Source organism: Microbacterium halotolerans (assembly GCF_003569805.1).
Classification (GTDB): domain Bacteria; phylum Actinomycetota; class Actinomycetes; order Actinomycetales; family Microbacteriaceae; genus Microbacterium; species Microbacterium halotolerans.
In genome coordinates this window covers 1,811,211-1,834,931 of the sequence record NZ_KZ984051.1, presented here as the reverse complement: position 1 = coordinate 1,834,931, position 23,721 = coordinate 1,811,211, and the positions used below count along the sequence as shown (strand labels likewise).

Sequence of the window (23,721 nt, the reverse complement as noted above, 5' to 3'; positions counted from 1 at the left end):
GACCCTCGGCAGGATGGTGCCCATGGACTCCATCACCGTCGTTCTCGTGCTCCTCGCCCTTGCCGCTGGCGCCGCGATCGGGTGGTTCGCCCGCTCCGGCCGAGCAGCCCGCGCCGAGGCCGCGAACTCGCACGCCGTCGAGACGGTGCGGGCGCAGGCGGAGCACCGCGTCGTGGAGGCCACCTCGGCCCTGCGCGCCGAGCTCTCGCGTGTCGAGGGCGAAGCATCCTCTCTGCGCGACACGGTCGCTCGACAAGACGCGCAGCGCCGCGAGAACATCGAGCGCGAACGCACCGAACGCGCTGAGTCCGCCGCGCGGATTCAGCGCGAGAGCGCCGTTCTGCAGGCGCTCACACCGGTGCAGGAGACACTGACCCGGATGCAGCAGCGCGTGGGCGCGATGGAGAAGGAACGGCAGGAGCAGTTCGGCCAGGTCGCCGAGCAGCTCAGGGCCGCTCATCGCTCCGACGAGCAGCTGCGTGATACGACGCAGTCGCTGGCGAGTGCGCTGCGTTCGACGACGGCGCGCGGAGCGTGGGGCGAGGCGCAGCTGCGGCGCATCGTCGAGGAGGCCGGCCTGCTGCAGCGCGTGGACTTCGACCTGCAGGCGCAGGTCTCCTCGGACGCAGGCGTCGGCCGCCCCGATATGGTGGTGCGCCTGCCGGGTGGCAAAGCGATCGCCGTCGATGCGAAGGCACCGCTGGAGTCCTTCCTCGATGCCAGCGCCATTCCCGACACCTCGACCGGAGACGCGGGTGCGCGCCGTGCCGGCCTGATGGCGAAGCATGTCAAGGCGGTGCGGGCGCACGTCGACGCCCTCGCGAAGAAGGCCTACTGGACGGGCCTCGATCAGAGCCCTGAGTTCGTGGTGTGCTTCATTCCGAGCGAATCGGTGCTGGCGGCCGCCCTGAGCGAAGACCCTGCGCTGCTCGAACACGCCTTCTCCCGTCGTGTGGCCCTGGCATCACCGGTCAACCTCTGGGCGGTGCTGAAGACCGTCGCGTACTCATGGACGCAGCAGGAGGTATCCGACGAGGCCCGCACCCTGTTCGAGCTCGGCAACGAGCTCTACGAACGTCTCGGCACGCTGTCCGGTCACGCCGACGGGATGCGGCGCGCGATCGAGCGCACAGTCGACTCCTACAACAAGCTCGTCGGTTCGCTCGAGGGTCGTGTGCTGTCGACGGCGCGCAAGTTCCCCGGCATCGATGCGTCGAAACTCGCACAGTCACCGGAACTGGAGACCATCGATGAGCCGGTGCGCCGCCTGACAGCGCCGGAGCTGCTGGAGCAGGCGGACAGCGACGCTCCTGACGCGAACGCGGATCGCGAGGCCGACGAACCGGAGTCGGTGGCTACGGAAGGAAGCTGAGCACGCCGAGCACACCGCTGGAGAAGATCACGAAGGCGCAGATGTTCCACCACGGGCTCGCTTCCTGTCCCGGTGCTCGTCGCACCCGGAACAGAACGTCCGGTCGTCGTGAAGGGTCCTGAGCATCCTTCACGACGGCCTTGGCACCGGTGACCCGCCCGGTCGGATTGTCAGTCGTCATAGATCAGCCTCGACGGCGAGCCGCACGGCGCGACCCCTCTTCCGCCGTAGCTCATTCTTGCATCCGTTCCTGCACGGAAGTGGGATTGAAGGTCACGATCCGGGCGCGATCGGTTCAGAACCACTTGGAGACGAGGTGATCGGAGGTGACGCGCCGCAAGGTTCCGGAGTGGCTGCGCAGCACGATCGATTCCGTGTACACGTGCTCCCCGCTGCGGTTGACGCCGGCCACCAGCTGCCCGTCGGTCACGCCGGTTGCGACGAAGATCGTGTTGTTCCCGCGCACGAGCTCCTCCGCGTCGTAGGCGTAGTCCATCTTGAGGCCCGCGTCGATGCCCGACTGGCGCTCTTCGTCGTCGCGCGGCCAGATCCGACCCTGGATGTGCCCGCCGAGGGCCTTGATCGCGCAGGCCGTGACGATGCCCTCCGGGCTGCCGCCGACGCCGACGCACATGTCGACGCGCGCGTCGTGGCGCGCAGCATTGATGCCACCCGCGACATCACCATCCGACATCAGCCGCGTGCCCGCTCCGGCCTCCCGGATCTCCTCGATCAGCTTCTCGTGGCGCGGGCGGTTCAGTACGGAGACCACCATCTCCTCCACGGGCTTCCCCGACGCTTTCGCCAGCCGTCGGATGTTCTCGCCGACGGGCAGACGGATGTCGACGATGCCGACTCCGGCGGGGCCGGTGACGAGCTTGTCCATGTAGAACACGCTCGAGGCATCGAGCATGGTGCCTCGATCGGACAGCGCGATCACGCTCAGCGCGTTCTGACGCCCCGCGGCGGTCAGCGACGTACCGTCGATCGGGTCGACCGCGATGTCGTACTTGCGGCCTTTCCCCGTCCCGACTTGTTCGCCGTTGAACAGCATCGGAGCTTCGTCCTTCTCGCCCTCGCCGATCACGACAGTGCCGTCGAAGTCGACAGTCGACAGGAAGGCGCGCATCGCGTCTACGGCGGCCCCGTCCGCCTTCTCCTTCTGTCCGCGGCCGATGAACGGCACAGAGCGAATGGCGGCCGCCTCCGTGGCGCGCACCAGTTCGAGGGCGATGTTGCGGTCAGGGCGAAGGGGGATCATGTCTTCAGCGGTCGTCATGTTCTGACCCTATTCCTCCCTCGTCGCCGATCGAGGCGACTTCACGCTCCGAGCACGCTCAAGAATCACGTTTCTTTCCCATGAGTCATGCCGGATGATTTCCACGCCCGGCTACTGACTTCCCGCGCCACTCGGTAGAGTGAGGGGAGTTCCGCTCACCCGATTGCGAAGGAAACTACATGGCCGTCGCCACCGCTGACCAGTACGCAGACATGATCGATCGCGCGAAGGCGGGCAGCTTCGCCTACCCGGCGATCAACGTCTCGAGCTCGCAGACAATCAACTCCGTGCTGCAGGGCCTGACGGAGGCCGGTTCCGACGGCATCCTCCAGGTCACGACCGGTGGAGCCGATTACTTCGCCGGCCAGACCGTCAAGGCGCGCGCCACCGGCGCGATCGCCATGGCCCGCTACGTGCGCGAGGTCGCCAAGAACTACCCCATCACGGTCGCTGTTCACACCGACCACTGCCCGAAGGACGCACTCGACTCGTTCCTTCTGCCTGTTCTCGAGGCCAGCGAGGAAGAGGTCAGGGCCGGCCGTGAGCCGATCTTCCAGTCGCACATGTGGGACGGCTCCGCCGTGCCGCTCGACGAGAACATCCAGATCGCGAGCGAGCTCCTCCCCCGTCTGAAGAACATCGGCGGCCTGCTCGAGATCGAGATCGGCGTCGTCGGCGGCGAAGAGGACGGCGTACAGCACGAGGGCTCGAACGACGCTCTGTACACAACCGTCGGCGACGTGACGAAGGCCGTCGAGGCCCTCGGGCTCGGTGAGAAGGGCCGCTACCTCTCCGCACTCACCTTCGGCAACGTGCACGGCGTCTACAAGCCGGGCAATGTCAAGCTGCGCCCGGAGCTGCTCGGCGAGATCCAGGCCGGCATCGCCGAGAAGTTCGGCACGGGCGAGAAGCCGCTCGACCTCGTCTTCCACGGCGGCAGCGGCTCGACCGACGAGGAGATCGCGCTCGCGGTCCGCAACGGCGTCATCAAGATGAACATCGACACGGACACGCAGTACGCATACACTCGCTCGATCGCTGACTACATGTTCAGCAACTACGACGAGGTGCTCAAGGTCGACGGCGAGGTCGGCAACAAGAAGAAGTACGACCCGCGCGCCTGGGGCAAGGTCGCGGAGACGGCGATGGCCGCCCGCGTCATCGAAGCCACCAAGCAGCTCGGTTCCTTCGGACAGTCCAAGGGCTGACCCGACGACGACGGATGCCCCGGTGCCTTGCGGCGCCGGGGCATCCGTCGTCTCGTGGGATCGCCGTCCGTCAGGAGCGCTACGGCTGCGGCAGCTCGCCCATCTGCGAGACCAGTGCGTCCAGCAGGGCGGGGTCGTTTGCGAGAGGCACGGCGATCAGGAGCATCACGATCAGGAAGACCACCACGGCGCTGACCAGCGGCACCCAGAACACGATCTTCCGCTGCCTGGCGCGTCGCCAGGTCAGCGCGGCGGCGACCAACCAGCCGAAGCCGTAGACGAAAGCGGCCCCCACACCCCACCAGCGCGCGCCGGCCGGGTCAGAGAACTCGGCGTCGATGCCCATCACCTCGAACGCGTCGTAGAACGTCGACGGGAGCTGCGTGAGCTCCGGAACCATCCGGATCACCGAGAACAGTCCCCAGGCGAGCAGGAACACTGCGGCGAACAGGTCGATGCGGCGTGCCCTCGTCAGTGGCTTCGGGCTGTCGCCCGCCGTCGCGGTGGGCGCTGCCGCCGTGGCTCGCGAGACCTCAGGTTCCTGCCGAGGCTTCGGCTCCTGCCGCGGCGACCCGTCCGGCAGCGGATTCGAGTCGATGCGACGGCGCTGTTCCTCGGGCGTCGCATACTCGCCGTATGACGGGCGCATCTCGCTCATGCTGCGGCTCCCGCCCGACCGCCCCGCGGCTGCCCTTCACCGCGCAGTTCCTTCGGGAGCGAGAAGATCAGATCCTCCTCGGCGGTGCGCACTTCCTCGACATCGGCATAGCCTGCGTCGGCGAGGTCGTCGAGCAGCTGCTGAACCAGCACATCCGGCACCGATGCGCCGCTCGTGATGCCCACCGTCTCGACCCCGTCGAGCCACTCCTGACGCACCTCGTCCGCGTAGTCGACGCGATACGCGGCTTTGGCGCCGTATTCCAACGCGACCTCGACCAGGCGCACGCTGTTCGATGAGTTCGCCGAACCGACGACGATCACGAGATCGGAGCCGCGCGCGACCTTCTTGATCGCAACCTGGCGGTTCTGCGTCGCGTAGCAGATGTCGTCGCTCGGGGGATCCTGCAGATTCGGGAACCGCTCCCGCAGTCGGCGCACCGTCTCCATCGTCTCGTCGACTGACAGGGTGGTCTGCGACAGCCACACCAGCTTCGACGGGTCGTCGACCTCGATCGTCGCCGCCTCATCCGGGTTGTTCACGATCGTGACACTGCCTGGCGCCTCACCGGCCGTGCCCTCGACTTCCTCGTGGCCCTCATGGCCGACGAGCAGGATCTGATAGTCGTCTCTGGCGAAGCGTTTGGCCTCGCGGTGCACCTTCGTCACGAGCGGGCACGACGCGTCGATCGCCTGCAGGCCGCGATCCGACGCCGCATCGACCACGGCAGGAGACACCCCGTGCGCACTGAAGACGATGTGCGCACCCTCCGGAACCTCATCGACTTCCTCGACGAAGACCGCACCACGCGCCTCGAGCTCGTGCACCACGTGGATGTTGTGCACGATCTGTTTGCGCACGTACACCGGGGCGCCGTACCGGTCCAACGCCTTCTCCACCGTGATCACCGCCCGGTCGACACCCGCGCAGTAGCCGCGGGGCGCGGCCAGCAGCACACGCTTATGTCCGAGGACCTCGTTATTCTGGAGGCGCTCACGACGAACCGGTACGCGCGGTACGGGCAACGAAACTGCGGTGGAACTCACCCACCCAGTCTACGGGCGGCGCTTGAGCATCGGCCGATATCCGAAGCGACGAGAGGCAAACCATGACCACCTTCAGCACCGAGCCGGTGCCGGGTCAGGCTCCCCCACCCGACAGCGTCGCACCATCGGAGTCCTCCTCCGACGCTCCGACGTCAGTCGAACGGCTCGGCAGGACCATCCGCGGCTTCATCGAACGATGGGGCTCGCTCTGGGTGGAAGGCGAGATCACGTCGTGGAACGTGCGCGCCGGCGCCACGTTCGGTCGGCTGAAGGATCTCCAGACCGACGCCCACATCTCGCTGCGAGTGTGGTCGAGCGTGCGCAGCCGCCTGCCGGCCGACCTCAAGGTCGGCGACCATGTGATCGCGAACGTCAAGACGGACTACTGGGTCAAGGGCGGGGAGCTGGCCTTCCAGGTCAGCTCCATGCGCCACGTCGGGCTCGGCGACCAGCTCGAACGGCTTGAGCGGCTGAGGGCGCAGCTGAAGGCGGAGGGACTGTTCGACCCTGCGCGCAAGAAGCCCGTCCCCTTCCTGCCTCATCGCATCGGCCTCATCACCGGCGAACGCAGCGACGCCGAGCGCGATGTGATCCGCAACGCCGAGCTGCGCTGGCCCGAGGTGAGCTTCCGCACCGAGCATGCGGCGGTGCAGGGGGACCGCTGCGTCCCCGACGTGCTCGCAGCCCTCGAGAGGCTCGAGGGCGACGACTCGGTCGATGTGATCGTCATCGCGCGCGGCGGCGGCGACCCGCAGACACTGCTCGGGTTCAGCGATGAGCGCCTGCTGCGCGCCGTCGCTGCCGCGACCACGCCCGTCGTCAGCGCCATCGGCCACGAGAACGATCATCCGCTGCTCGACGACGTCGCCGACCTGCGCGCGTCCACACCCACCGACGCCGCCAAGAGAGTGGTCCCGGATGTCGGCGAGCAGCGTGCACTCATCGCCGAGCTGCGCGCGCGAGCGAAGATGCGTCTGACGCAGCGCGTCACGAACGACCTCGCCCAGCTCGAGCAGCTGCGCTCGCGCCCCGCGCTGCGGGAGCCCGACCGGATCATCCGCGACCGCGCACAGGACGTGTTCCTGCAGGTCTCGCGCGGCCGCGACACGGTCGATCGCGCGCTGCGGCAGGCGGAGGCACGCACAGGTGAGCTCCGCGCGTCGCTGCGGGCGCTCTCCCCCGCATCGACCCTCGCCCGCGGCTACGCCATCGCCCAGGACGAAGTCGGCCGGATCGTGCGCGAGCCGGCTCAGGCTCCTGCAGACACGCGACTCATCGTCACAGTCGCGCACGGCTCGATCGCGGCCGTTTCGCACGGCAGCATCGACGCCTCACCGGTGGCGGCGCAGGCCGGATCGGAAGAATAGAATGGCTACGATGACGGACCAGCCTGCCCCCGCCGACGTCGCCTCGCTCTCTTTCGAGCAGGCGCGCGATGAACTCGTCAGCGTCGTGTCCGAACTCGAACAAGGCGCGGCCACGCTCGAGCAGTCGCTGTCTCTCTGGGAGCGCGGCGAGGCTCTCGCCGCGCGCTGCGAGGAGTGGCTGCGCGGCGCGAAGAGCAGGTTGGAAGCCGCAAGGCCAGAGGCCGCGGCAGAGGCCGAGTGATGGCGAACGGGGCATCCGAGCAGCAGACCGCCGAGGACATCGCGGCGCAGAAGGCCGCCCGCTCGGCCGCATACCGGAACAGTCAGAATGTCCGGAACCTGATCATCGCTCTGGGCGTCACTCTGCTCATCGTGGTCGTGGTGATACTCGGTGTGCCCCGCGGCACACCCTCCGAACGCCCGGAGATCGACGTCGCCGCCATCGCCGCCAACGCCGAGGAGGCGTACGACCACACTCCGCTGGTCGCCGATCTGTCGACCGGATGGGGCGTCAACGCCGCTGAGGTCTCCCCCTCCACGGTCGTGTCGTGGAAGGTCGTGCACCTCACCCCCGACGAGAAGGACTACGTCACGCTTCTGCAGGGCTTCGACGGCGACGAGACCTGGGCGGCACAGGAACTCTCAGGCGCTCGCGCCGACGACACCACGACCATCGACGGCGTGCAGTGGAGCGTGTACGACATCGGGGGCACGCAGAACGACTCCCCCGTCTCCTACGCCATCGGCACGGCGCTCAGCGACGGCTACGTGCTGCTGTACGGCTCTGCCTCCGCCGACGCCACAGCCGAGATGGCGAGCCTGCTCTCAGACCAGATCCGCGACAACATCGCCGCAGGCGACCAGGAGGAGGACGCGACATGATCCCCGCAGATGTCTGGAACCAGATGCTCGACGGCAACCGACGGTTCGTCGAGAACGCCCCGGAGCACCCGCATCAGGACGCCGGCCGACGCAACGAACTCGCCGCATCGCAGGCGCCGCGCGCGGCCCTGTTCGGCTGTTCCGACTCTCGGCTGGCCGCCGAGATCATCTTCGACATGGGGCTCGGCGACCTGTTCGTCGTGCGCAATGCCGGGCAGGTGACGGGCGAGTCGATCATGGGATCGCTCGAGTACGCGGTCGAGGTCCTCAGAGTGCCGCTGATCGTGGTGCTCAGCCACGACGCGTGCGGCGCCGTCCGCGCGGCGATCGACAGCTTCGACATCGACAAGGATCCGCTGCCCCCGTACATCTGGCGCCTGATCGCACCGATCGTGCCCGCTGTGCAGTCCGAGCTGCGCGCCGGCAGCGACGAGGGCGTCACACACGAGACGGTGAGCGCCGAGAACGTCGGGCGACGCCACCTCGAACAGACGGTCGCGTCGATCCTGCGACATTCCGAGCTGATCAGCGAGGCCGTGGCCGAGGGCCGCCTCGGCATCGTCGGCGCCAACTACCGTCTGGCAGAGGGCAAGGTCGAGCCGCGCGTCGTGCTCGGCGCGGAACAGTGAACCGCCGCAGGGATGCGGCCTGAGGTAAGGAGAGACATGTCCGACACCGAGTACCGGATCGAGCACGACACGATGGGCGAGGTGCGCGTCCCCAAAGACGCCCTGTATCGCGCCCAGACACAGCGCGCCGTCGACAACTTCCCCATCTCGGGCAAGGGCCTCGAAACCCGCCACATCCACGCCCTCGCGCGCATCAAGAAGGCGGCGGCACTGGCGAACAAGGATCTCGGCACTCTCGACGGCGGAATCGCCGACGCCATCGCGTGGGCGGCCGATCAGATCGTCGCCGGCGGCTACGAGGCGGAGTTCCCCGTCGACACGTACCAGACCGGCTCCGGCACCTCCTCGAACATGAACATGAACGAGGTGCTCTCGACTCTCGCCACCGAGAAGCTCGGCAGCGAGGTGCACCCGAATGACCATGTGAACGCCTCACAGTCCTCCAACGACGTGTTCCCGACCTCGGTGCACGTCGCCGTGACCGAGGCGCTGCTGACCGACCTCGTCCCCGCCCTCGACCACCTCGCCAAGGCCTTCGAAGCCAAGGCCGAGGAATGGAAGTCGGTCGTGAAGTCCGGCCGCACCCACCTGATGGACGCCACGCCCGTCACTCTGGGTCAGGAGTTCGGCGGCTACGCCCGTCAGATGCGCCTCGGCATCGAGCGCGTCGAGGCGACGATCGGCCGCGTCGCCGAGGTTCCCCAGGGCGGCACGGCCACCGGCACCGGCATCAACACCCCCAAGGGATTCCCGCAGAAGGTCATCGCGAACCTCGTCGCCGAGACCGGTCTGCCGCTGACCGAGGCGGTCGACCACTTCGAGGCGCAGGCGAACCGCGACGGTCTCGTCGAGGCATCCGGCGCCCTTCGCACCATCGCTGTGTCGCTGACCAAGATCAACAACGATCTGCGCTGGATGGGCTCCGGCCCGAACACGGGACTCGGCGAACTGCATCTCCCCGATCTGCAGCCGGGATCGTCGATCATGCCCGGCAAGGTCAACCCGGTCATTCCGGAGGCCACGCTGATGGTCGCCGCCCGCGTCATCGGCAACGACGCGACGGTCGCATGGGCCGGCGCATCCGGGGCATTCGAGCTGAACGTCGCCATTCCGGTGATGGGGACGGCCCTGCTCGAGTCGATCCGCCTGCTCTCGAACGCCTCCCGCACGCTGGCCGACAAGACCGTCGACGGGCTGCAGGCGAACGTCGAGCGCGTCACCGCTCTGGCAGGCATGAGCCCCTCGATCGTCACGCCGTTGAACGGTCTGATCGGCTACGAGGCCGCCGCGAAGATCGCAAAGCACTCGGTCGCGAGGGGCATCACGGTGCGCGAGGCCGTGATCGACCTCGGCTACGTCGAGCGCGGCGAGATCACCGAGGCGCAGCTGGATCAGAAGCTCGACCTCCTCTCCATGACCCACCCGGGCTGATTCGCACGCTGGCACGCCTCTGGCGGCGGCGGTCAGGGCACTCGCGGTGCCCTTCCCTCCTCCGCCTTCCCAGAGACGCACCAGTGCACGAATTCGCTGAGGCGGAGAGCGCTTGCGCTCTCATGCCGAGCGATGAAGAGCGGGGTGGTGAGGTTCTTCCTCACCACCCCGCTTCATGCGTCCCGGTTGGCGTGCTACGCCAGCTCGCCCGTCTCCAGCAGATTGGTCACGAGCGCCGCGATCGCCGAGCGCTCGCTGCGGGTGAGTGTGACGTGTGCGAACAGGCTGTGGCCCTTGAGCGTCTCGATGACGCTGGCGATGCCGTCGTGTCGCCCGACTCTGAGGTTGTCGCGCTGCTGCATGTCGTGTGTGAGAACCACCTTCGAGTTCTGTCCGATGCGGCTGAGCACCGTCAGCAGCACATTCCGCTCCAGCGACTGCGCCTCGTCGACGATCACGAACGCGTCGTGCAGAGACCGTCCTCTGATGTGCGTGAGCGGCATCACCTCGAGCAGACCGCGCGCCATCACCTCGTCGAGCACGTTCTCCGAGACCACTGAGCCGAGGGTGTCGTACACCGCCTGACCCCACGGGTTCATCTTCTCGCCCTGATCACCCGGCAGATAGCCGAGCTCCTGCCCGCCGACGGCGAACAGCGGCCGGAAGACGATGATCTTCTTCTGCTGCTGGCGCTCCAGCACCTGCTCGAGCCCGGCGCACAGCGCCAGCGCCGACTTGCCGGTGCCGGCCTTGCCTCCGAGCGAGACGATGCCGACCTCCGGGTCCTGCAGCACGTCGATTGCGATGCGCTGCTCGGCAGAGCGCCCGTGCAGACCGAACACGTCGCCGTCGCCGCGCACGAGCTTGAACTCGCCGTCGCCCACGATGCGCCCGAGTGCCGATCCGCGCTCCGACTGGATGACCAGCCCGGTGTTGATCGGAAGACCGGCCGCGTCCTCATGCACGCCGACCTCGGCGTCGTAGAGATCGGCCATGTCGTCGCCCGAGAGCGCGAGCGAGGCCACCCCGGTCCATCCGGAGTCGACGGCCTGCTCGGCCAGATACTCCTCGGCCTGCAGCCCGATCGATGCCGCCTTCACGCGCATCGGCAGGTCCTTCGAGACGACTGTCACGTCCTGCCCGTCCTGCTGCAGGTGCGAGGCGACCGCGAGGATGCGGCTGTCGTTGTCGGCCAGCCGGATGCCGTGTGGCAGCACCTGCTGATCGATGTTGTTCAGTTCGACGCGGAGGGTTCCCTCCCCCACGGAGACAGGGAAGTCGAGTCGCCCGTGTTCGACGCGCAGACCGTCGAGGAAGCGCAGCGCTTGACGCGCGAAGTAGCCGAGTTCCGGATCGTGCCGCTTGCCCTCGAGCTCGCTGACGACGACGACCGGAATGACGAGCGAATGCTCCGCGAAGCGGAACAGAGCGCGTGGATCACTCAGCAGAACGGAGGTGTCGAGCACATACGTCCGCAGCCGCTGATCGGCCGCGTCGTGCGCTCCCTGCTCGTTCGTGCGCGAGGACTGCTGCGTGTTGATCGTGGTCACAACCCACTCCCGCCCCGGGAACCTGCCCGGCTTCTACGAGTCGACCGTGGGTTCGCGAGTCGCTTCCGTGAGGCCGACCCGAACGGGCGCTCTGCCCGATACCTGTGAAGCTACGCCCCGCCAGCGGCCTTCATCGGCGCAATCCTGGCGTGTCGCGTGACGAGTCCGTAAACGTCGTGTGACGAGTGCGTGCACAACGCAGTCGATCCGAACGAGCAGCGGCCGGGTACCGCGGAACCATGCGCTCGAAGCGACATCGGAGCTGCGGATCGACTGAGTTGTGCCCGAACACGCGGCTCGCCCCGGAACCGGGGCGAGCTATTTGCCGAAGCGTCGCTCGCGCGTGGTGTAGTCGCGGATGGCGCGCAGGAAGTCGATCTCGCGCAGATCCGGGCCGAGCGCCTCCATGAAGTAGAACTCGCTGTGCGCGCTCTGCCACACGAGGAAGTCACTGAGTCGCTGCTCTCCACTGGTCCGGATGACCAGATCCGGATCGGGCTGGCCACGCGTGTAGAGGTGCTCGCCGATCGTCTCGGGTGTGAGGCTCGCTCCGAGCTCGTCGAGGCTTCCGCCGTTCGACGAGTGATTCTGGATGATCTGCCGCACGGCGTCGACGATCTCGTATCTGCCGCCGTAGCCTGCCGCGAGGTTGACGTGCAGACCGACGTTCGCCGCCGTCAGCGTCTCGGCGTCGCGCAGCGCATCGACGAGGTGCCCCGGCAGGTTGTCGGAGCGCCCCACGTGCTGCACGCGCCAATCGCCTCGGCGCGACAGCCGGCCGGCGAGGCCCGCGATGATCTCGATGAGGTCGGTGAGCTCCGCCGCGTCGCGCTTGACGACGTTGTCGTTCGACAGCAGGTACAGCGTCACGACCTCGACGCCGATGTCGTCGCACCAGGCGACGAACTCCTCCATCTTCGCCGCCCCCGCGCGGTGCCCGTGGGCAGCCGTGTCGAAGCCGAGCTGCCTGGCCCAACGACGGTTGCCGTCGATGATCATCGCCACGTGGTGCGGCACCGTTGCGCGATCGATCTGGCGCTTCAGCCGCGCGTTGTAGAGCCGATAAAGGAGGCCACGCCCCTCCGCCGACCGCTTGCTCGTCACGCTTCCTACGGTACCCGGCCCCGCTGTGCATCCGTTATCCCCTGCTACGAGCTGCCCGCCATGTGCGTGATACGGCATGTGCGAATGCGTAGGCTTCGAAGATGGCACGCTCCCGACGCGCACCCGACGTTCCCCAGCTTCCGCTGATCGATGCCGAGGCGAATGCACCCCTGAGCGAGAAGAAGCCATCATGGCGCGGCTGGATCCACGCGGGCACGTTCCCCGTCGCCATCGCCGCGGGAATCGTGCTGATCAGCCTCGCACAGGGCGCCCCGGCGAAATGGGCCTCTGCCGTGTTCATGGCCTCGTCGCTGATGCTGTTCGGCAACTCTGCTGTGTATCACCGGTTCAACTGGGGCCCGCGCACCAAAGCCGTGCTCAAGCGCATCGACCACGCGAACATCCTGCTCCTCATCGCCGGGACCTACACCCCGATCGGCGTGCTCGCGCTGCCGTTCGGAAACGGCGTGCTGCTGCTCAGCATCGTATGGGCGGGCGCGATCGCCGGCATCCTGTTCCGCGTGCTGTGGATCGGTGCACCCCGCTGGCTCTACGTCGCGCTCTACCTCGCACTCGGGTGGGCCGCGGTGATGTACCTGCCGCAGCTGTTCGAAGCGAACCCGGCCATGATGATCCTGATCATCGTCGGCGGCCTGCTCTACTCACTCGGCGCGGTCGTGTACGCACTCAAGCGCCCGAACCCGTCACCGAATCACTTCGGCTTCCACGAGATCTTCCATGTCTGCACGGTGCTGGCGTTCCTGTGCCATTGGACGGGCGCTCTGCTGCTCGTGCTCGACCCGCCCTTCCACGGCCCTGCGACCTGACCTGAGCAGAGCCCGGATGCTCGAATCAGGCTCAGGAGGACGGTTTGTCCGGCGCATCCTCTCCTGGCACGATGTCGCCGATGCCGCCACCGGAATCCGACTCGCCGCCATCGGTCGCTTCGTGCACAGCCGCTTCCTCCGCGTCCAGCGCCAGGCGCGCCTCCTCGCGGTATCGCGCGCGCCGCACGCGCCGCAGCATGTCGAACGCCAGCAGACCGACGGCGAGCGCCAGCAGCACGATCGTGATGAACCCCGCGGGGCCGGGCGTGACCAGGTCGGGGTCGACGGTCATCGTCGGCGTCGGCGTCGGTTCGGGCGTCGACACCGCCTGGAGTACGTGCATGGATTGCCTCTCTGAGCGGCGTAACCTGGTGGTATCAGCCTATGCCGCCCTGGCCTGGAGAACCTTGTGACGACGACCCAGCAGATGCTCGACGAGCGCTACGGCCGCGTGCGTCGACGCGGGCGCGTCCGCGCGTTCTGGCTGGTCGTCTTCGCGGGCGCACTGGCGCTGACCGGGTACCTCGCCTGGCACACGGTCGCGGGTGCGATCAGCACGGTGAACGCAGACGACCTCGGCTTCGAGGTGCGCGACGAGACGACGACCTCGGTGTCGTTCCAGTTCACGGCGCCGGTCGATCGCGACGTGGCCTGCATCCTCACGGCACTCGACGAGGAGTTCGGCACCGTCGGCTGGAAGGTGTTCGAGTACGCCGCCGACGGCGATCACGCCCAACGGCACACCGAGGAGATCCCGACGCTCAGCGAAGCGACCACGGGTTTGGTGAAGTCCTGCTGGGTGCTCTAAGCTCTTCGAAAGCTACTTGCTCGACGCCTCGGCCATATCGCCGGGGCGTCTTTCTCATCCGGTATTCGCTTAGAAGGGAAATGCCGTGTCTGACTCAACCTTCCTCACTCAGGATGCCTACGACCGTCTCACCTCAGAGCTCGAAGAGCTCTCGACGAAGGGCCGCGAGGAGATCGCCAAGCGCATCGAAGCCGCCCGTGAGGAAGGCGATCTGCGCGAGAACGGCGGCTACCACGCCGCCAAGGACGAGCAGGGCAAGCAGGAAGCACGCATTCGCACACTGCAGTCGCTGCTGAAGGACGCCGTGGTCGGCGAGGCACCGGAGCTCGACGGCACGGTGCAGTCCGGCACCGTCGTGACCGCGCTGGTGCTGGGCGACGAAGAGCGCTTCCTGCTCGGCAGTCGCGAGATCGCCGGTGGAACCGACCTCGACGTCTACAGCGAGAAGAGCCCGCTGGGCGCCGCGATCCTCGGCCTATCCGAGGGTGAGAGCACCACGTACGAGGCCCCGAACGGCAAGCAGATTCCGGTCGAGATCGTCAAGGTCGAGTCCTTCGAGGGCTGACAACGGCGCGGGGGGGGGGCACGCACAGCGCATCGTTGTCGCCGGGCTCTCGGCCCGACTCCCCCTCTGCCTGGCGTTGCCCGCACCGTTCCGCGCACTGTGGGGGTGAGCGGTTCCGGATGTTCGCGAGAGCATCCGGAACCGCTTTCTCGTGTGCGGGCGCCCCGGATCATCCGCACGCATCAGACCGTCACGCTCCGTCGGCGTCGGGGCGGGATGGCAGCGGAGCTCAGTGGGCGGCGAGCTCTCCGATGAACTCATCGGCCATCGTCAGCTGCGTCGCGAGCTTGGTGCGCCGCTGGTGCGCATCCTCCCGGAACTGCCGGAGTGCTTCCTCTGACTCAGGAGATGTGTCTCCTGACTCACGCGCATCGATGACGCGGAGCAGCTCGGCCATCTGATCCAAGCTGTACCCCAGCGGCTTCATCCGGCGAATGAGCATCAGCCGACTGAGATCGCTCGCGCTGTACTCGCGGAACCCGCCTTCAGAACGCCCCGACGGTTTGACGAGCCCGATGTCGTCGTAGTGCCGGATGGTGCGCAGGGAGAGCCCTGTGCGTTCCGCCAGCTCGCCGATATGCATCACGGCGGTATTCGTCATCGGTGCTCCTCGGTGTCGGGCGGTTGGGGCGAGATTTGAACTCTAACCTTACGTTACGGTAGGCTCGACAACGTTCAGTCGAACACCTCCCTCCTACATATTCTTCCGCGTCGACCTGTGTCGACGATCTGCGCAATGGTGCGCTCGGAGTATTCCCCGTTCGCCCCTGCAACCATTGCAAGGAGTCGTATGACTGCGGTCACGCCCACAAAGGATCCGGCCTCTCGATATCGCATCGAGCCCACCGTGATGCAGGCTCTGAAGAGCCCTCGTCTCCTGACCCGGGAGACGCTCGCCGGTCTGGTCGTGGCGATTGCGCTCATCCCCGAAGCGATCGCCTTCTCGATCATCGCGGGAGTCGATCCACGCGTCGGGCTTTTCTCATCGTTCGTGATGGCGGTCGCCATTGCGTTCGTCGGCGGCCGCCCCGCCATGATCACCGCCGCGACGGGTGCGATCGCGCTCGTCGTCGCTCCGGTCGCACGCGACTACGGCCTCGACTATCTGATCGCGACAGTTCTGCTGGGCGGCCTGCTGCAGATCGTCCTCGGCGCAGTCGGCGTCGCGAAGATCATGCGCTTCATCCCGCGCTCGGTCATGGTCGGCTTCGTGAACGCGCTCGCCATCCTCATCTTCATGGCGCAGCTGCCGCAGCTCGGCCTGGACACGCATCACTGGAAGTGGCTCGGCGTGCCGTGGATGGTGTACCCGCTGGTGGGCCTCGGTCTCGCGATCATCTTCCTGATGCCGCGGCTCACCAAAGTGATCCCGGCACCGCTCATCGCGATCGTCATCGTGACGGGGATCGTCGTGTTCTTCAGCATCAACGTCCCCACAGTGGGCGACCAGGGCGATCTTCCCGAAAGCCTCCCGATGCTCCTCTTCCCGGATGTGCCGCTCACGTTCGAGACGCTGCAGATCATCGCGCCGTACGCGCTCGCATTGGCCGTGGTCGGTCTGCTCGAGTCGCTGATGACCGCCAAGCTCGTCGACGACATCACCGACACGCACTCGCGCAAGCCCCGCGAAGCCGTCGGCCAGGGCATCGCGAACATACTGTCCGGCCTCTTCGGCGGCATGGGCGGCTGCGCCATGATCGGCCAGACGATGATCAACGTGAAGGCATCCGGTGCCCGCACCCGGATCTCCACGTTCCTCGCCGGCGTGTTCCTGCTGATCCTGGTCGTGGCGCTGAGCGACATCATCGCGATCATCCCGATGGCCGCACTCGTGGCCGTCATGATCGTCGTGTCGTACCTGACGTTCGACTGGCACAGCATCCGCCCCAAGACATTGAAGACGATGCCGAAGAGCGAGACCGCGGTCATGCTCATCACCGTCGTCGCGACCGTCTGGACCGACAACCTCGCGATCGGCGTCGTGCTCGGCACGCTCACCGCGATGGTGCTGTTCGCGCGGCGCGTCGCGCACTTCGTCACCGTCACCCGCGAGATCGACGAGGAGGCGAGCGTTCCGACTGCGCGCTACACGGTCGTCGGAGAGCTGTTCTTCGCCTCCAGCAACGACCTCACAACACAGTTCGAGTACGCGGACGACCCGGATCGTGTCGTGATCGACATGTCGCAGTCGCACGTCTGGGACGCATCGACCGTGGCCGCGCTCGACGCCATCACCACCAAGTACGAGCACCACGACAAGTACGTCGTCATCGAGGGGATCGAGGACGCCACGGGCGACCTGCATCGTCGCCTCTCCGGCGGCCTGGGCGCCGGCCACTGACCCAGTCGCTGGGTTCCGCGAAGGGGCCGCTCCGGATGATCCGGAACGGCCCCTTCGCGTGTGCCCGACCACCGCGGAGCCGGGCTCAGGTGCTGTGATGGCAAGGCGGAGGAGAGAATGGGCACCGAGAGTGCCCTGACCGACGACAACGCGGCCAGCGCAGTGCCTGAGCCCGGCTCAGTCTGGGAGGACTTCGGGGGTGAAGCCTGCGTCCCTGAGCGCCTGCAGTACGAGTTCTCGGTGCTCCGAACCGCGCAGCTCCACCGAGATCTGCAGATTCACCTCGCTGACCTGCAGCCCCTGGCCGTGGCGGGTGTGCAGCACCTCGATGACGTTCCCCCCTGCGCCGGCGATCACCTGCGAGACCATGACGAGCTGGCCAGGTCTATCGGGCAGCGGGATCCGAATCGTCATGTACCGGCCGGAGGCCGCCAGTCCGTGAGACATGATGCGCTGCAGCAGAAGCGGGTCGATGTTCCCGCCCGAGAGGATCGCGGCGATCGGTCCGTGCGAACGCACCTTTCCGGCCATCATCGCGGCGACGCCGACCGCTCCTGCGGGCTCGACGACGACCTTGGCGCGCTCCAGGAGCGCCAGCACGGCGCGCGCGATGTCGTCGTCGGAGACGGTGACGACCTCGTCGACGTACTCACGGATCGTCTCGAACGGGATCTCGCCCGGCCGGGCGACGAGGATCCCATCGGCGATCGTCGGCTTCGTAGTGATCTCGACCGGATGCCCCGCCTCGAGCGAGAGCGGCACGGGCGCGGCATTCTCCGCCTGTACGCCGATGACCCGCACCTCGCGCCCCTCAGCCTTCGCACGCGCCTTGGCGGCTGCGGCGACACCGGCGATGAGCCCGCCGCCGCCGATGCCGACGACGATCGTCTCGACATCCGGAACGTCGTCCATCACCTCGAGGCCGAGCGTGGCCTGACCGATCACGACGTCGCGATGGTCGAACGGGTGGATCAGCACGGCGCCGGTGCGCTCCGCATGCTCGGCGGCGAGGCGCAGCGGTTCCGCCACGGTCTCGCCCTGGAGCACAACCTCGGCGCCGTAGCCGCGGGTCGCGAGCAGCTTCGGCACGGGAACGCCGAGCGGCATGTAGATCGTCGCGGAGATCCCCAGCTCCCGCGCGGCGAGCGCGACACCCTGGGCGTGGTTGCCGGCCGAGGCCGCGACCACTCCCCTGGCCCGCTCCTCCGCGGTGAGGTGGGAGAGACGATACGTCGCTCCCCTGACCTTGAACGAACCGGTGCGCTGCAGGTTCTCCAGCTTGAGGCTGACGGGCACACCCATCACCTCGGAGAGGTGCTGGGAGTTCTGCGTCGGTGTGTGTTCGATGACGCCGGCGAGGCTGCGCGCGGCGTCCTCGATCTCGGTCAGCGAGGGAATTCGTGCGACCGCCTGGTGCTCGGGTTCGACCGTGGTCATGCCTTGTTCCCTTCTTCGTGTTCTCTGTCGTTCAGAAGTTTCTTGGGCACCGTGCTCCACAGCAGCGAGCCGTCCGGCTGATGCCCCGTGCGCCACGAGCCGCTTGCGATCGTGACGGCGACGACGTTGACGAACGCCGCGACCGGCACGGCGAACAGCGCGCCGGCGATCCCACCGATCATCGCTCCGCCGGCGACGACGAGCACGACGGCGATCGGGTGCACCTTCACCGCCGATCCCATCAGCAGCGGCTGCAGAATGTGGCTCTCGATCTGCTGCACGACGAGCACGACGGCGAGCATCGCGACGCCGAGCCAGACGCCGCCGGTGAACAGCGCCAACAGCACCGCGATGGCCCCCGTGACGATCGCACCGATGAACGGCACGAACGCACCGAGGAAGACGAGCACGGAGATCGGGATGGCGAGCGGGACCCCGAGGAGGAACGCGCCGAGCCCGATGCCGATGGCGTCGATCGTCGCGACGATCACCTGTGTGCGGGCGTAGTTGATCAGTGTGCGCCAGCCGTTGCGCGCCGCCGCGTCGACGGCGTCGCGGGAGACACGAGGGAAGAGCTTGAGCGTCCACTTCCAGATCGGCTCGCCGTCGGCGAGCAGGCAGATCAGCACGAAGAGGGCGATGAGGATGCCCGCGCCCACGCTGCCGAGAGTGCTTCCGACGGTGAGCGCTCCGCTGAGCAGGAAGTCGGCCTGATCCCGGATGAAGTCACCGGCCTGACCGAAGAACTCACTGATCTGGGCGTCGGTGACGATACCGGTGGTGAGAAGCCACTCATGGGCTTCGTCGATCATCTTGGTCGCCTCGTCGCGGACCTCTCCCGCCTCCTCGGTGATCTGCCAGACCACCATGGTGAGCAGGCCGGTCACGATCCCGATCAGCCCCACCACGGTGATGGTGATCGCGAGGATGCGCGCGCGTACGAAGCGGCGCAGCGGCTCGTACACGGGCCAGACGAGCGCCGTGAGCAGGATCGCGACGAGCAGCGGAATCACGAGCTGCTTGAACATCACGACCGCGGCGACACCGACGCCGATCAGCGCGATGATGAGCAGCAGGCGCCACGAATACGCGGCTCCGATGCGCAGCCCCGCGGGGACGTCGTCACTTTCGCGCCGCGCTCCGATCGGAGAGGATGGCTCGTCTCGCGCCCGGAGCAGATCCCAGAATCCGCGTCTGGAGGTCTTGTCGCTCATCTCAGACAGTCTAGGCCCGCGCATATGCACCTGCTGTGATGGTCGGGGCGGACCACTGATGTCGGAGGCTGTGAGTAGCTTGGGAGCATGGTGACGATACAGACGCTCAGCGCGGTTCAGGCACGACGGATCGCGCTCGGAGCGCAGGGATTCTCCGGCGCACGGCCGACGAGCGTCGGGGTGCGACGACTGCACGCGGGCCTCGAGCGCATGGGCGCGCTGCAGATCGATTCCGTGAACGTGTTCTCCCGCACGCACTACATGCCGCACTTCTCGAGGTTCGGCCCGTACGACCGCGATCGACTCGACCGGCTCGTGCTGTCCTCCGGCGGTCGCTACATCGAATATCGGGCGCACGAGGCGGCGTTCGTGCCTGTCGAGGACTGGCCGGTGTGGCAGTTCCGGATGGAGCACTTCCGCCAGCGCTTCGCATCGCCGGGAGGATGGGCACACGCGCACGCCGCTGTGCTCGATCGCCTCCGCGACGAACTGGCGGCACGAGGTCCGCTGCGCCCGGCCGAGATCGACCCCGAATCGGAGCGCGGGCGCCGGGGTCCGTGGTGGGGCTGGGACGACGTCAAGCGCGGTCTCGAGGTGATGTGGCTCACCGGCGAGGTGGCGATCGCCGGAAGGCGCGGTTTCGAACGCCGATACGCACTCGCCGAGCACGTCGTGCCGCCCGAGCATCTGCATCGGGAGGTGTCGCCGCGCGATGCTATCCGAGAGCTGACGCGGCGGGCGGCACAGGCGTACGGCGTCGCCACTGCCGCAGATCTCGCCGACTACTACCGGCTGCGCGCACGAGAGGTGGCGCCAGCGATCGACGACCTCGTCGCGTCAGGCGAGCTGACACCGGTGCGCGTGCCGGAATGGGAGCGTTCGGGGCGCGCGCAGCCCGCCTGGCTGCACCGCGATGCCGTCGTGCCGAGGCGCATCGAGCGCACCGCCCTGCTGACTCCCTTCGATCCCGTGGTCTGGTTCCGCAGCCGCGCTCTGCGCACCTTCGGCCTCGATTACCGGATCGAGATCTACGTGCCCGCGGCGCAGCGGCGCTACGGGTACTACTCGCTGCCCGCGCTCGTCGACGACCGCATCGCGGCGCGCATCGATCTCAAGGCCGATCGCTCGTCCTCGCGCCTGCTCGTGCAGTCGGCATGGTGGGAGCCGAGCGCTCGGCCGGGGGACGCCGAGCGCATCGCCGACGAGCTCCGCCTGGCCGCCGACTGGCAGGGGCTGGAGACGGTGTCCGTGTCGACGTGGGGCGACGCGACCGACGAGCTGGCCTCGGTGCTCGGCCGCCCCGCACGCCACGAGCATCCGCGCGCACCACGCGATGGATAGCAGGTCAGCGGCCCGGGTGCGACTCAGGGCGTAACACGAATTCGACAGGCACTATCCCCATAGTTATCTTCGGAGGGTTCCAGACCTTCAGGAGTCCTCATGCGCATCCCCGCCCGAATCCTTGCCACAGCCGCCATCGTCGGCATCGCTCTCAGCGCGACGGCGTGCGGTGCGTCGAGCGACGACAACGCTCCGAGCGACGACAAGACGAACATCAGCGTGGGCTTCAACCCCGGGCCGTATCGCGAGTACTTCGAGGGCGGCATCGTGCCGCTGCTCGAGGACGACGGCTTCACCACCGAGTCGATGGATTTCACCGACGGCATCACGACGAACGCCGCGCTGGGCCAAGGCGAAGTCGACGCCATCATCATGCAGCACGAGATCTACCAGAGTTCGATCAATGAGCAGGAGGGGCTGAGCAACCGCATCCTCGTGCTCGTGCCGACAGCGCCGATGGGACTGTTCGGCGGTGCCGCCTCGTCACTCGACGACGCCGCCGAAGGGTCCACCGTCGCCGTGCCGAGCGAGCCGGCGAACATGTACCGGGCGCTCAACGTTCTGGAGAAGGTCGGCTGGGTCGAACTCAGCGACTCGATCGACGCGGCCACTGCGTCGCCCGCAGACATCACGAAGAACGTTGCGGGCATCGAACTCGTGCCGATGGAGAACGCGCAGCAGGTCTCCTCGCTCTCCGACGTCGACTTCTCGGCGATCCAGGGCAACTTCATCATCTCGGGCGGACTCGACCTGACCGACGCCCTCGCGCTCGAAGATCTCGGCGAGGAGTTCACGGTCGGCGTCTCGGTCGACGAGAAGAACCTCGACACCCCATGGGCTCAGGCGCTGAAGGACGCGTTCACTTCACCCGAGTTCGCCGAGTACATCGCCGGCGACCCGCAGTACGACGGCTACACCATTCCGGCCGAACTACAGGCAGCCGCGGAATGACGCTGTTCCCCCGCGACGACGAGCCCACGGAGGCCATCGTCGAGTTCGCCGCGGCCTCTCGCGTGTTCGGCACGGGCGAAGCCGCGGCGGCTGCCGTTGACGACGTCTCGCTCGAGATCGCCCGCGGCAGCATCTTCGGCGTGATCGGCCACAGCGGTGCGGGAAAGAGCACGCTGATCCGGATGATCAACGGCCTCGAGGCACCCACCTCGGGCACCGTCACCGTCGACGGCGTCGACATCGCATCGTTGGCCGGCGGCACGCTCCGCCAGGCACAGAAACAGACCGGCATGATCTTCCAGCAGTTCGAGCTGCTGCAGACCATCACGGTGCGCGACAACGTCGCGATGCCGCTGCGACTCGACGGAGTGAAGCGCGCCGAGGCGGTCCGACGCGCCGATGAGGTGCTCGAGTTCGTCGGCCTCGCGGACAAGGCCGGAGCGCACCCCGCCGACCTCTCCGGCGGGCAGAAGCAGCGCGTCGGCATCGCACGGGCGATCATCCGGCGCCCCCGCGTGCTGCTGTGCGACGAGGCGACCAGCGCCCTCGACCCGACCACGACGACGCAGATCATCGACCTGCTCCGACGCATCAATGCCGACTTCGGAACGACCATCGTCGTCGTCACGCACGAGATGGACGTCATCAAGGACCTCTGCGAGGAGGTCGCTGTGATGTCGGCCGGCCGCGTCGTCGAGCGCGGCAGCGTTCTCGACGTGTTCGTGCACCCCCGTCACGCGGTCTCCCGAGCCTTCGTCGGCACAGTGATCCCGAACGAGCTGCCGGAGCGTGTGAGCGACCGCCTCGATCAGCACAACCTGCTGCAGCTGCTCCTGCTCGACGATCAGGTCACCGCCCCGATCATCTCGACGCTGATCGCGGAGATCGGCGTCGGCGTGAACATCCTGCACGCCGACATGACCGAAGTGCAGCGGCACACGGTCGGGCAGATGGTCATCCAGCTCGAGGGAGACGCGGAGCGGCTCTCCGCTGCGCGCTCCTACCTGGAGAACGAAGTCGTCTCCGTTTCGGAGGTGGCGGCATGAACGACGACCGCATCACCCTGATCACGGCGGACCAGTTCCTCCAGGAGCTCGTCGCCACGCTGTACATGGCGGGTGTCGCGCTCACCATCGGCTCCGTCCTGGGCCTTCTGCTCGGCACGACTGTCGTACTCACCCGCCGCGGCGGCATCCTGCCGAACCGCCCCGTCTACCTCGTGGTGAACACGGCGGTGAACCTGGTGCGGTCGCTGCCCTTCATCATCCTGCTGGTCGCGATCCTGCCCTTCACGCGACTGCTGGCGGGTACCTCGATCGGCACGACGGCGGCGATCGTGCCGCTGACGATCATGATCGCGCCGTTCATCGGTCGGCTCGTCGAGAACTCCCTGCTCGAGGTGCCGGCAGGCGTCATCGAAGCGGCGCGCTCGATGGGTGCGACGCCGTGGCAGATCTTCATCCGGTTCCTGCTGCCTGAGGCCCGCGGTTCCCTGATCCTCGCGCTGACGACCGCGTCGATCGGCCTCATCGACGCCACCGCCATGGCGGGCACCGTCGGCGCCGGCGGCATCGGCGACCTCGCCATCTCGTACGGCTACCAGCGCTTCGACGGCGTCGCGATGCTCGTCACGGTCATCACACTGATCGTCATCGTGCAGCTCGTGCAGTGGCTCGGCAACTCCCTGGCCCGCCGGGTGCGGAGGCGCTGA

Annotated in this window: 25 protein-coding genes; 15 read left to right on the top strand and 10 right to left on the bottom strand. The window is 67.4% G+C overall.

Translation table 11 applies throughout. The features are described from left to right. The first annotated feature begins 22 nt into the window (after window positions 1-22). Window positions 23-1,372: a DNA recombination protein RmuC gene (locus DZG09_RS08490; protein ID WP_119697154.1), complete on the top strand. Its 1,350-nt coding sequence runs from the start codon at window positions 23-25 to the stop codon at window positions 1,370-1,372. Here the strand turns inward: DZG09_RS08490 and DZG09_RS08485 are convergent. Together DZG09_RS08485 and glpX are read right to left on the bottom strand one after the other, a co-directional pair. Next, window positions 1,356-1,553: a UDP-N-acetylmuramyl pentapeptide phosphotransferase gene (locus DZG09_RS08485; protein WP_119697153.1), complete on the bottom strand. Its 198-nt coding sequence runs from the start codon at window positions 1,551-1,553 to the stop codon at window positions 1,356-1,358. The genes DZG09_RS08490 and DZG09_RS08485 overlap by 17 nt on opposite strands. A 114-nt stretch (window positions 1,554-1,667) precedes the next feature. Beyond that, window positions 1,668-2,651 carry a class II fructose-bisphosphatase gene (glpX, locus tag DZG09_RS08480; RefSeq protein WP_119697152.1) on the bottom strand — a complete coding sequence of 328 codons (984 nt, stop codon included), beginning with the start codon at window positions 2,649-2,651 and terminating at the stop codon, window positions 1,668-1,670. Window positions 2,652-2,830: 179 nt separating this feature from the next. Here glpX and fbaA point away from each other — a divergent pair, with 179 nt between their 5' ends. Next, on the top strand, window positions 2,831-3,859 hold the full coding sequence (fbaA, locus tag DZG09_RS08475) for a class II fructose-bisphosphate aldolase (RefSeq protein ID WP_119697151.1): 1,029 nt from the start codon (window positions 2,831-2,833) through the stop codon (window positions 3,857-3,859). 79 nt (window positions 3,860-3,938) lie between these two features. On the opposite strand, the gene DZG09_RS08470 is transcribed toward fbaA, so the two are convergent. Continuing rightward, entirely contained in the window at window positions 3,939-4,517 is a 579-nt protein-coding gene (locus DZG09_RS08470) for a DUF6264 family protein (protein ID WP_119697150.1), read from the bottom strand. Beyond that, a complete protein-coding gene (locus DZG09_RS08465; protein ID WP_119697149.1) occupies window positions 4,514-5,563 on the bottom strand; it encodes a 4-hydroxy-3-methylbut-2-enyl diphosphate reductase in 1,050 nt (349 codons plus the stop codon). The genes DZG09_RS08470 and DZG09_RS08465 overlap by 4 nt, the downstream gene beginning before the upstream one ends. Window positions 5,564-5,625: 62 nt before the next feature. Between DZG09_RS08465 and xseA the strand changes: the two genes are divergently transcribed. The 5 genes from xseA to DZG09_RS08440 are packed head-to-tail and all read left to right on the top strand — an operon-like array spanning window position 5,626 to window position 9,872. Then, on the top strand, window positions 5,626-6,930 hold the full coding sequence (gene xseA, locus DZG09_RS08460; protein WP_119697148.1) for an exodeoxyribonuclease VII large subunit: 1,305 nt from the start codon (window positions 5,626-5,628) through the stop codon (window positions 6,928-6,930). 10 nt (window positions 6,931-6,940) lie between these two features. Then, entirely contained in the window at window positions 6,941-7,171 is a 231-nt protein-coding gene (locus DZG09_RS08455) for an exodeoxyribonuclease VII small subunit (RefSeq protein WP_119697463.1), read from the top strand. After that, a complete protein-coding gene (locus DZG09_RS08450) occupies window positions 7,171-7,812 on the top strand; it encodes a DUF4245 family protein (protein WP_119697147.1) in 642 nt (213 codons plus the stop codon). Before DZG09_RS08455 ends, DZG09_RS08450 begins: the two co-directional genes overlap by 1 nt. Further along, the gene (locus DZG09_RS08445) at window positions 7,809-8,441 is read left to right on the top strand and encodes a carbonic anhydrase (protein WP_119697146.1); all 633 of its coding nucleotides are present in this window, start codon (window positions 7,809-7,811) and stop codon (window positions 8,439-8,441) included. The genes DZG09_RS08450 and DZG09_RS08445 overlap by 4 nt, the downstream gene beginning before the upstream one ends. A 36-nt stretch (window positions 8,442-8,477) precedes the next feature. Further along, window positions 8,478-9,872, top strand: a complete 1,395-nt coding sequence (locus DZG09_RS08440; RefSeq protein ID WP_119697145.1) for a class II fumarate hydratase — start codon at window positions 8,478-8,480, stop codon at window positions 9,870-9,872. 194 nt (window positions 9,873-10,066) lie between these two features. Here the strand turns inward: DZG09_RS08440 and DZG09_RS08435 are convergent, their stop codons facing one another. After that, window positions 10,067-11,413 carry a PhoH family protein gene (locus DZG09_RS08435; protein ID WP_240423872.1) on the bottom strand — a complete coding sequence of 449 codons (1,347 nt, stop codon included), beginning with the start codon at window positions 11,411-11,413 and terminating at the stop codon, window positions 10,067-10,069. A 327-nt stretch (window positions 11,414-11,740) separates the two neighbouring features. Next, entirely contained in the window at window positions 11,741-12,526 is a 786-nt protein-coding gene (locus DZG09_RS08430) for an isoprenyl transferase (RefSeq protein WP_240423779.1), read from the bottom strand. A gap of 101 nt (window positions 12,527-12,627) precedes the next feature. Between DZG09_RS08430 and trhA the strand changes: the two genes are divergently transcribed. Next, a complete protein-coding gene (trhA, locus tag DZG09_RS08425) occupies window positions 12,628-13,353 on the top strand; it encodes a PAQR family membrane homeostasis protein TrhA (protein WP_119697142.1) in 726 nt (241 codons plus the stop codon). A 31-nt stretch (window positions 13,354-13,384) separates the two neighbouring features. On the opposite strand, the gene DZG09_RS08420 is transcribed toward trhA, so the two are convergent. Continuing rightward, window positions 13,385-13,696, bottom strand: coding sequence for a hypothetical protein (locus DZG09_RS08420; RefSeq protein ID WP_205529098.1), 312 nt, complete (start codon window positions 13,694-13,696; stop codon window positions 13,385-13,387). A gap of 66 nt (window positions 13,697-13,762) precedes the next feature. Between DZG09_RS08420 and DZG09_RS08415 the strand changes: the two genes are divergently transcribed. Further along, window positions 13,763-14,161, top strand: coding sequence for a DUF4307 domain-containing protein (locus tag DZG09_RS08415; RefSeq protein ID WP_240423777.1), 399 nt, complete (start codon window positions 13,763-13,765; stop codon window positions 14,159-14,161). Between the two features lie 85 nt (window positions 14,162-14,246). Beyond that, entirely contained in the window at window positions 14,247-14,726 is a 480-nt protein-coding gene (gene greA, locus DZG09_RS08410; protein ID WP_119697141.1) for a transcription elongation factor GreA, read from the top strand. A 229-nt stretch (window positions 14,727-14,955) separates the two neighbouring features. On the opposite strand, the gene DZG09_RS08405 is transcribed toward greA, so the two are convergent. Then, window positions 14,956-15,327, bottom strand: coding sequence for a MerR family transcriptional regulator (locus DZG09_RS08405; protein WP_240423775.1), 372 nt, complete (start codon window positions 15,325-15,327; stop codon window positions 14,956-14,958). Between the two features lie 189 nt (window positions 15,328-15,516). On the opposite strand from DZG09_RS08405, the gene DZG09_RS08400 reads away from it, so the two are divergent. Then, window positions 15,517-17,067 carry a SulP family inorganic anion transporter gene (locus DZG09_RS08400; protein WP_119697140.1) on the top strand — a complete coding sequence of 517 codons (1,551 nt, stop codon included), beginning with the start codon at window positions 15,517-15,519 and terminating at the stop codon, window positions 17,065-17,067. Window positions 17,068-17,244: 177 nt separating this feature from the next. On the opposite strand, the gene ilvA is transcribed toward DZG09_RS08400, so the two are convergent. Together ilvA and DZG09_RS08390 are read right to left on the bottom strand one after the other, a co-directional pair. Next, a complete protein-coding gene (gene ilvA / locus DZG09_RS08395) occupies window positions 17,245-18,504 on the bottom strand; it encodes a threonine ammonia-lyase (RefSeq protein WP_119697139.1) in 1,260 nt (419 codons plus the stop codon). Next, on the bottom strand, window positions 18,501-19,718 hold the full coding sequence (locus DZG09_RS08390) for an AI-2E family transporter (RefSeq protein ID WP_119697138.1): 1,218 nt from the start codon (window positions 19,716-19,718) through the stop codon (window positions 18,501-18,503). Before DZG09_RS08390 ends, ilvA begins: the two co-directional genes overlap by 4 nt. A gap of 87 nt (window positions 19,719-19,805) precedes the next feature. Between DZG09_RS08390 and DZG09_RS08385 the strand changes: the two genes are divergently transcribed. From DZG09_RS08385 to DZG09_RS08370, 4 genes are all read left to right on the top strand, one after another. Beyond that, window positions 19,806-21,059 carry a winged helix-turn-helix domain-containing protein gene (locus tag DZG09_RS08385; protein WP_119697137.1) on the top strand — a complete coding sequence of 418 codons (1,254 nt, stop codon included), beginning with the start codon at window positions 19,806-19,808 and terminating at the stop codon, window positions 21,057-21,059. A 99-nt stretch (window positions 21,060-21,158) separates the two neighbouring features. Then, window positions 21,159-22,010 carry a MetQ/NlpA family ABC transporter substrate-binding protein gene (locus DZG09_RS08380; protein WP_119697136.1) on the top strand — a complete coding sequence of 284 codons (852 nt, stop codon included), beginning with the start codon at window positions 21,159-21,161 and terminating at the stop codon, window positions 22,008-22,010. Continuing rightward, a complete protein-coding gene (locus DZG09_RS08375) occupies window positions 22,007-23,056 on the top strand; it encodes a methionine ABC transporter ATP-binding protein (RefSeq protein WP_119697135.1) in 1,050 nt (349 codons plus the stop codon). The genes DZG09_RS08380 and DZG09_RS08375 overlap by 4 nt, the downstream gene beginning before the upstream one ends. Continuing rightward, window positions 23,053-23,721: a methionine ABC transporter permease gene (locus DZG09_RS08370; RefSeq protein ID WP_119697134.1), complete on the top strand. Its 669-nt coding sequence runs from the start codon at window positions 23,053-23,055 to the stop codon at window positions 23,719-23,721. The genes DZG09_RS08375 and DZG09_RS08370 overlap by 4 nt, the downstream gene beginning before the upstream one ends.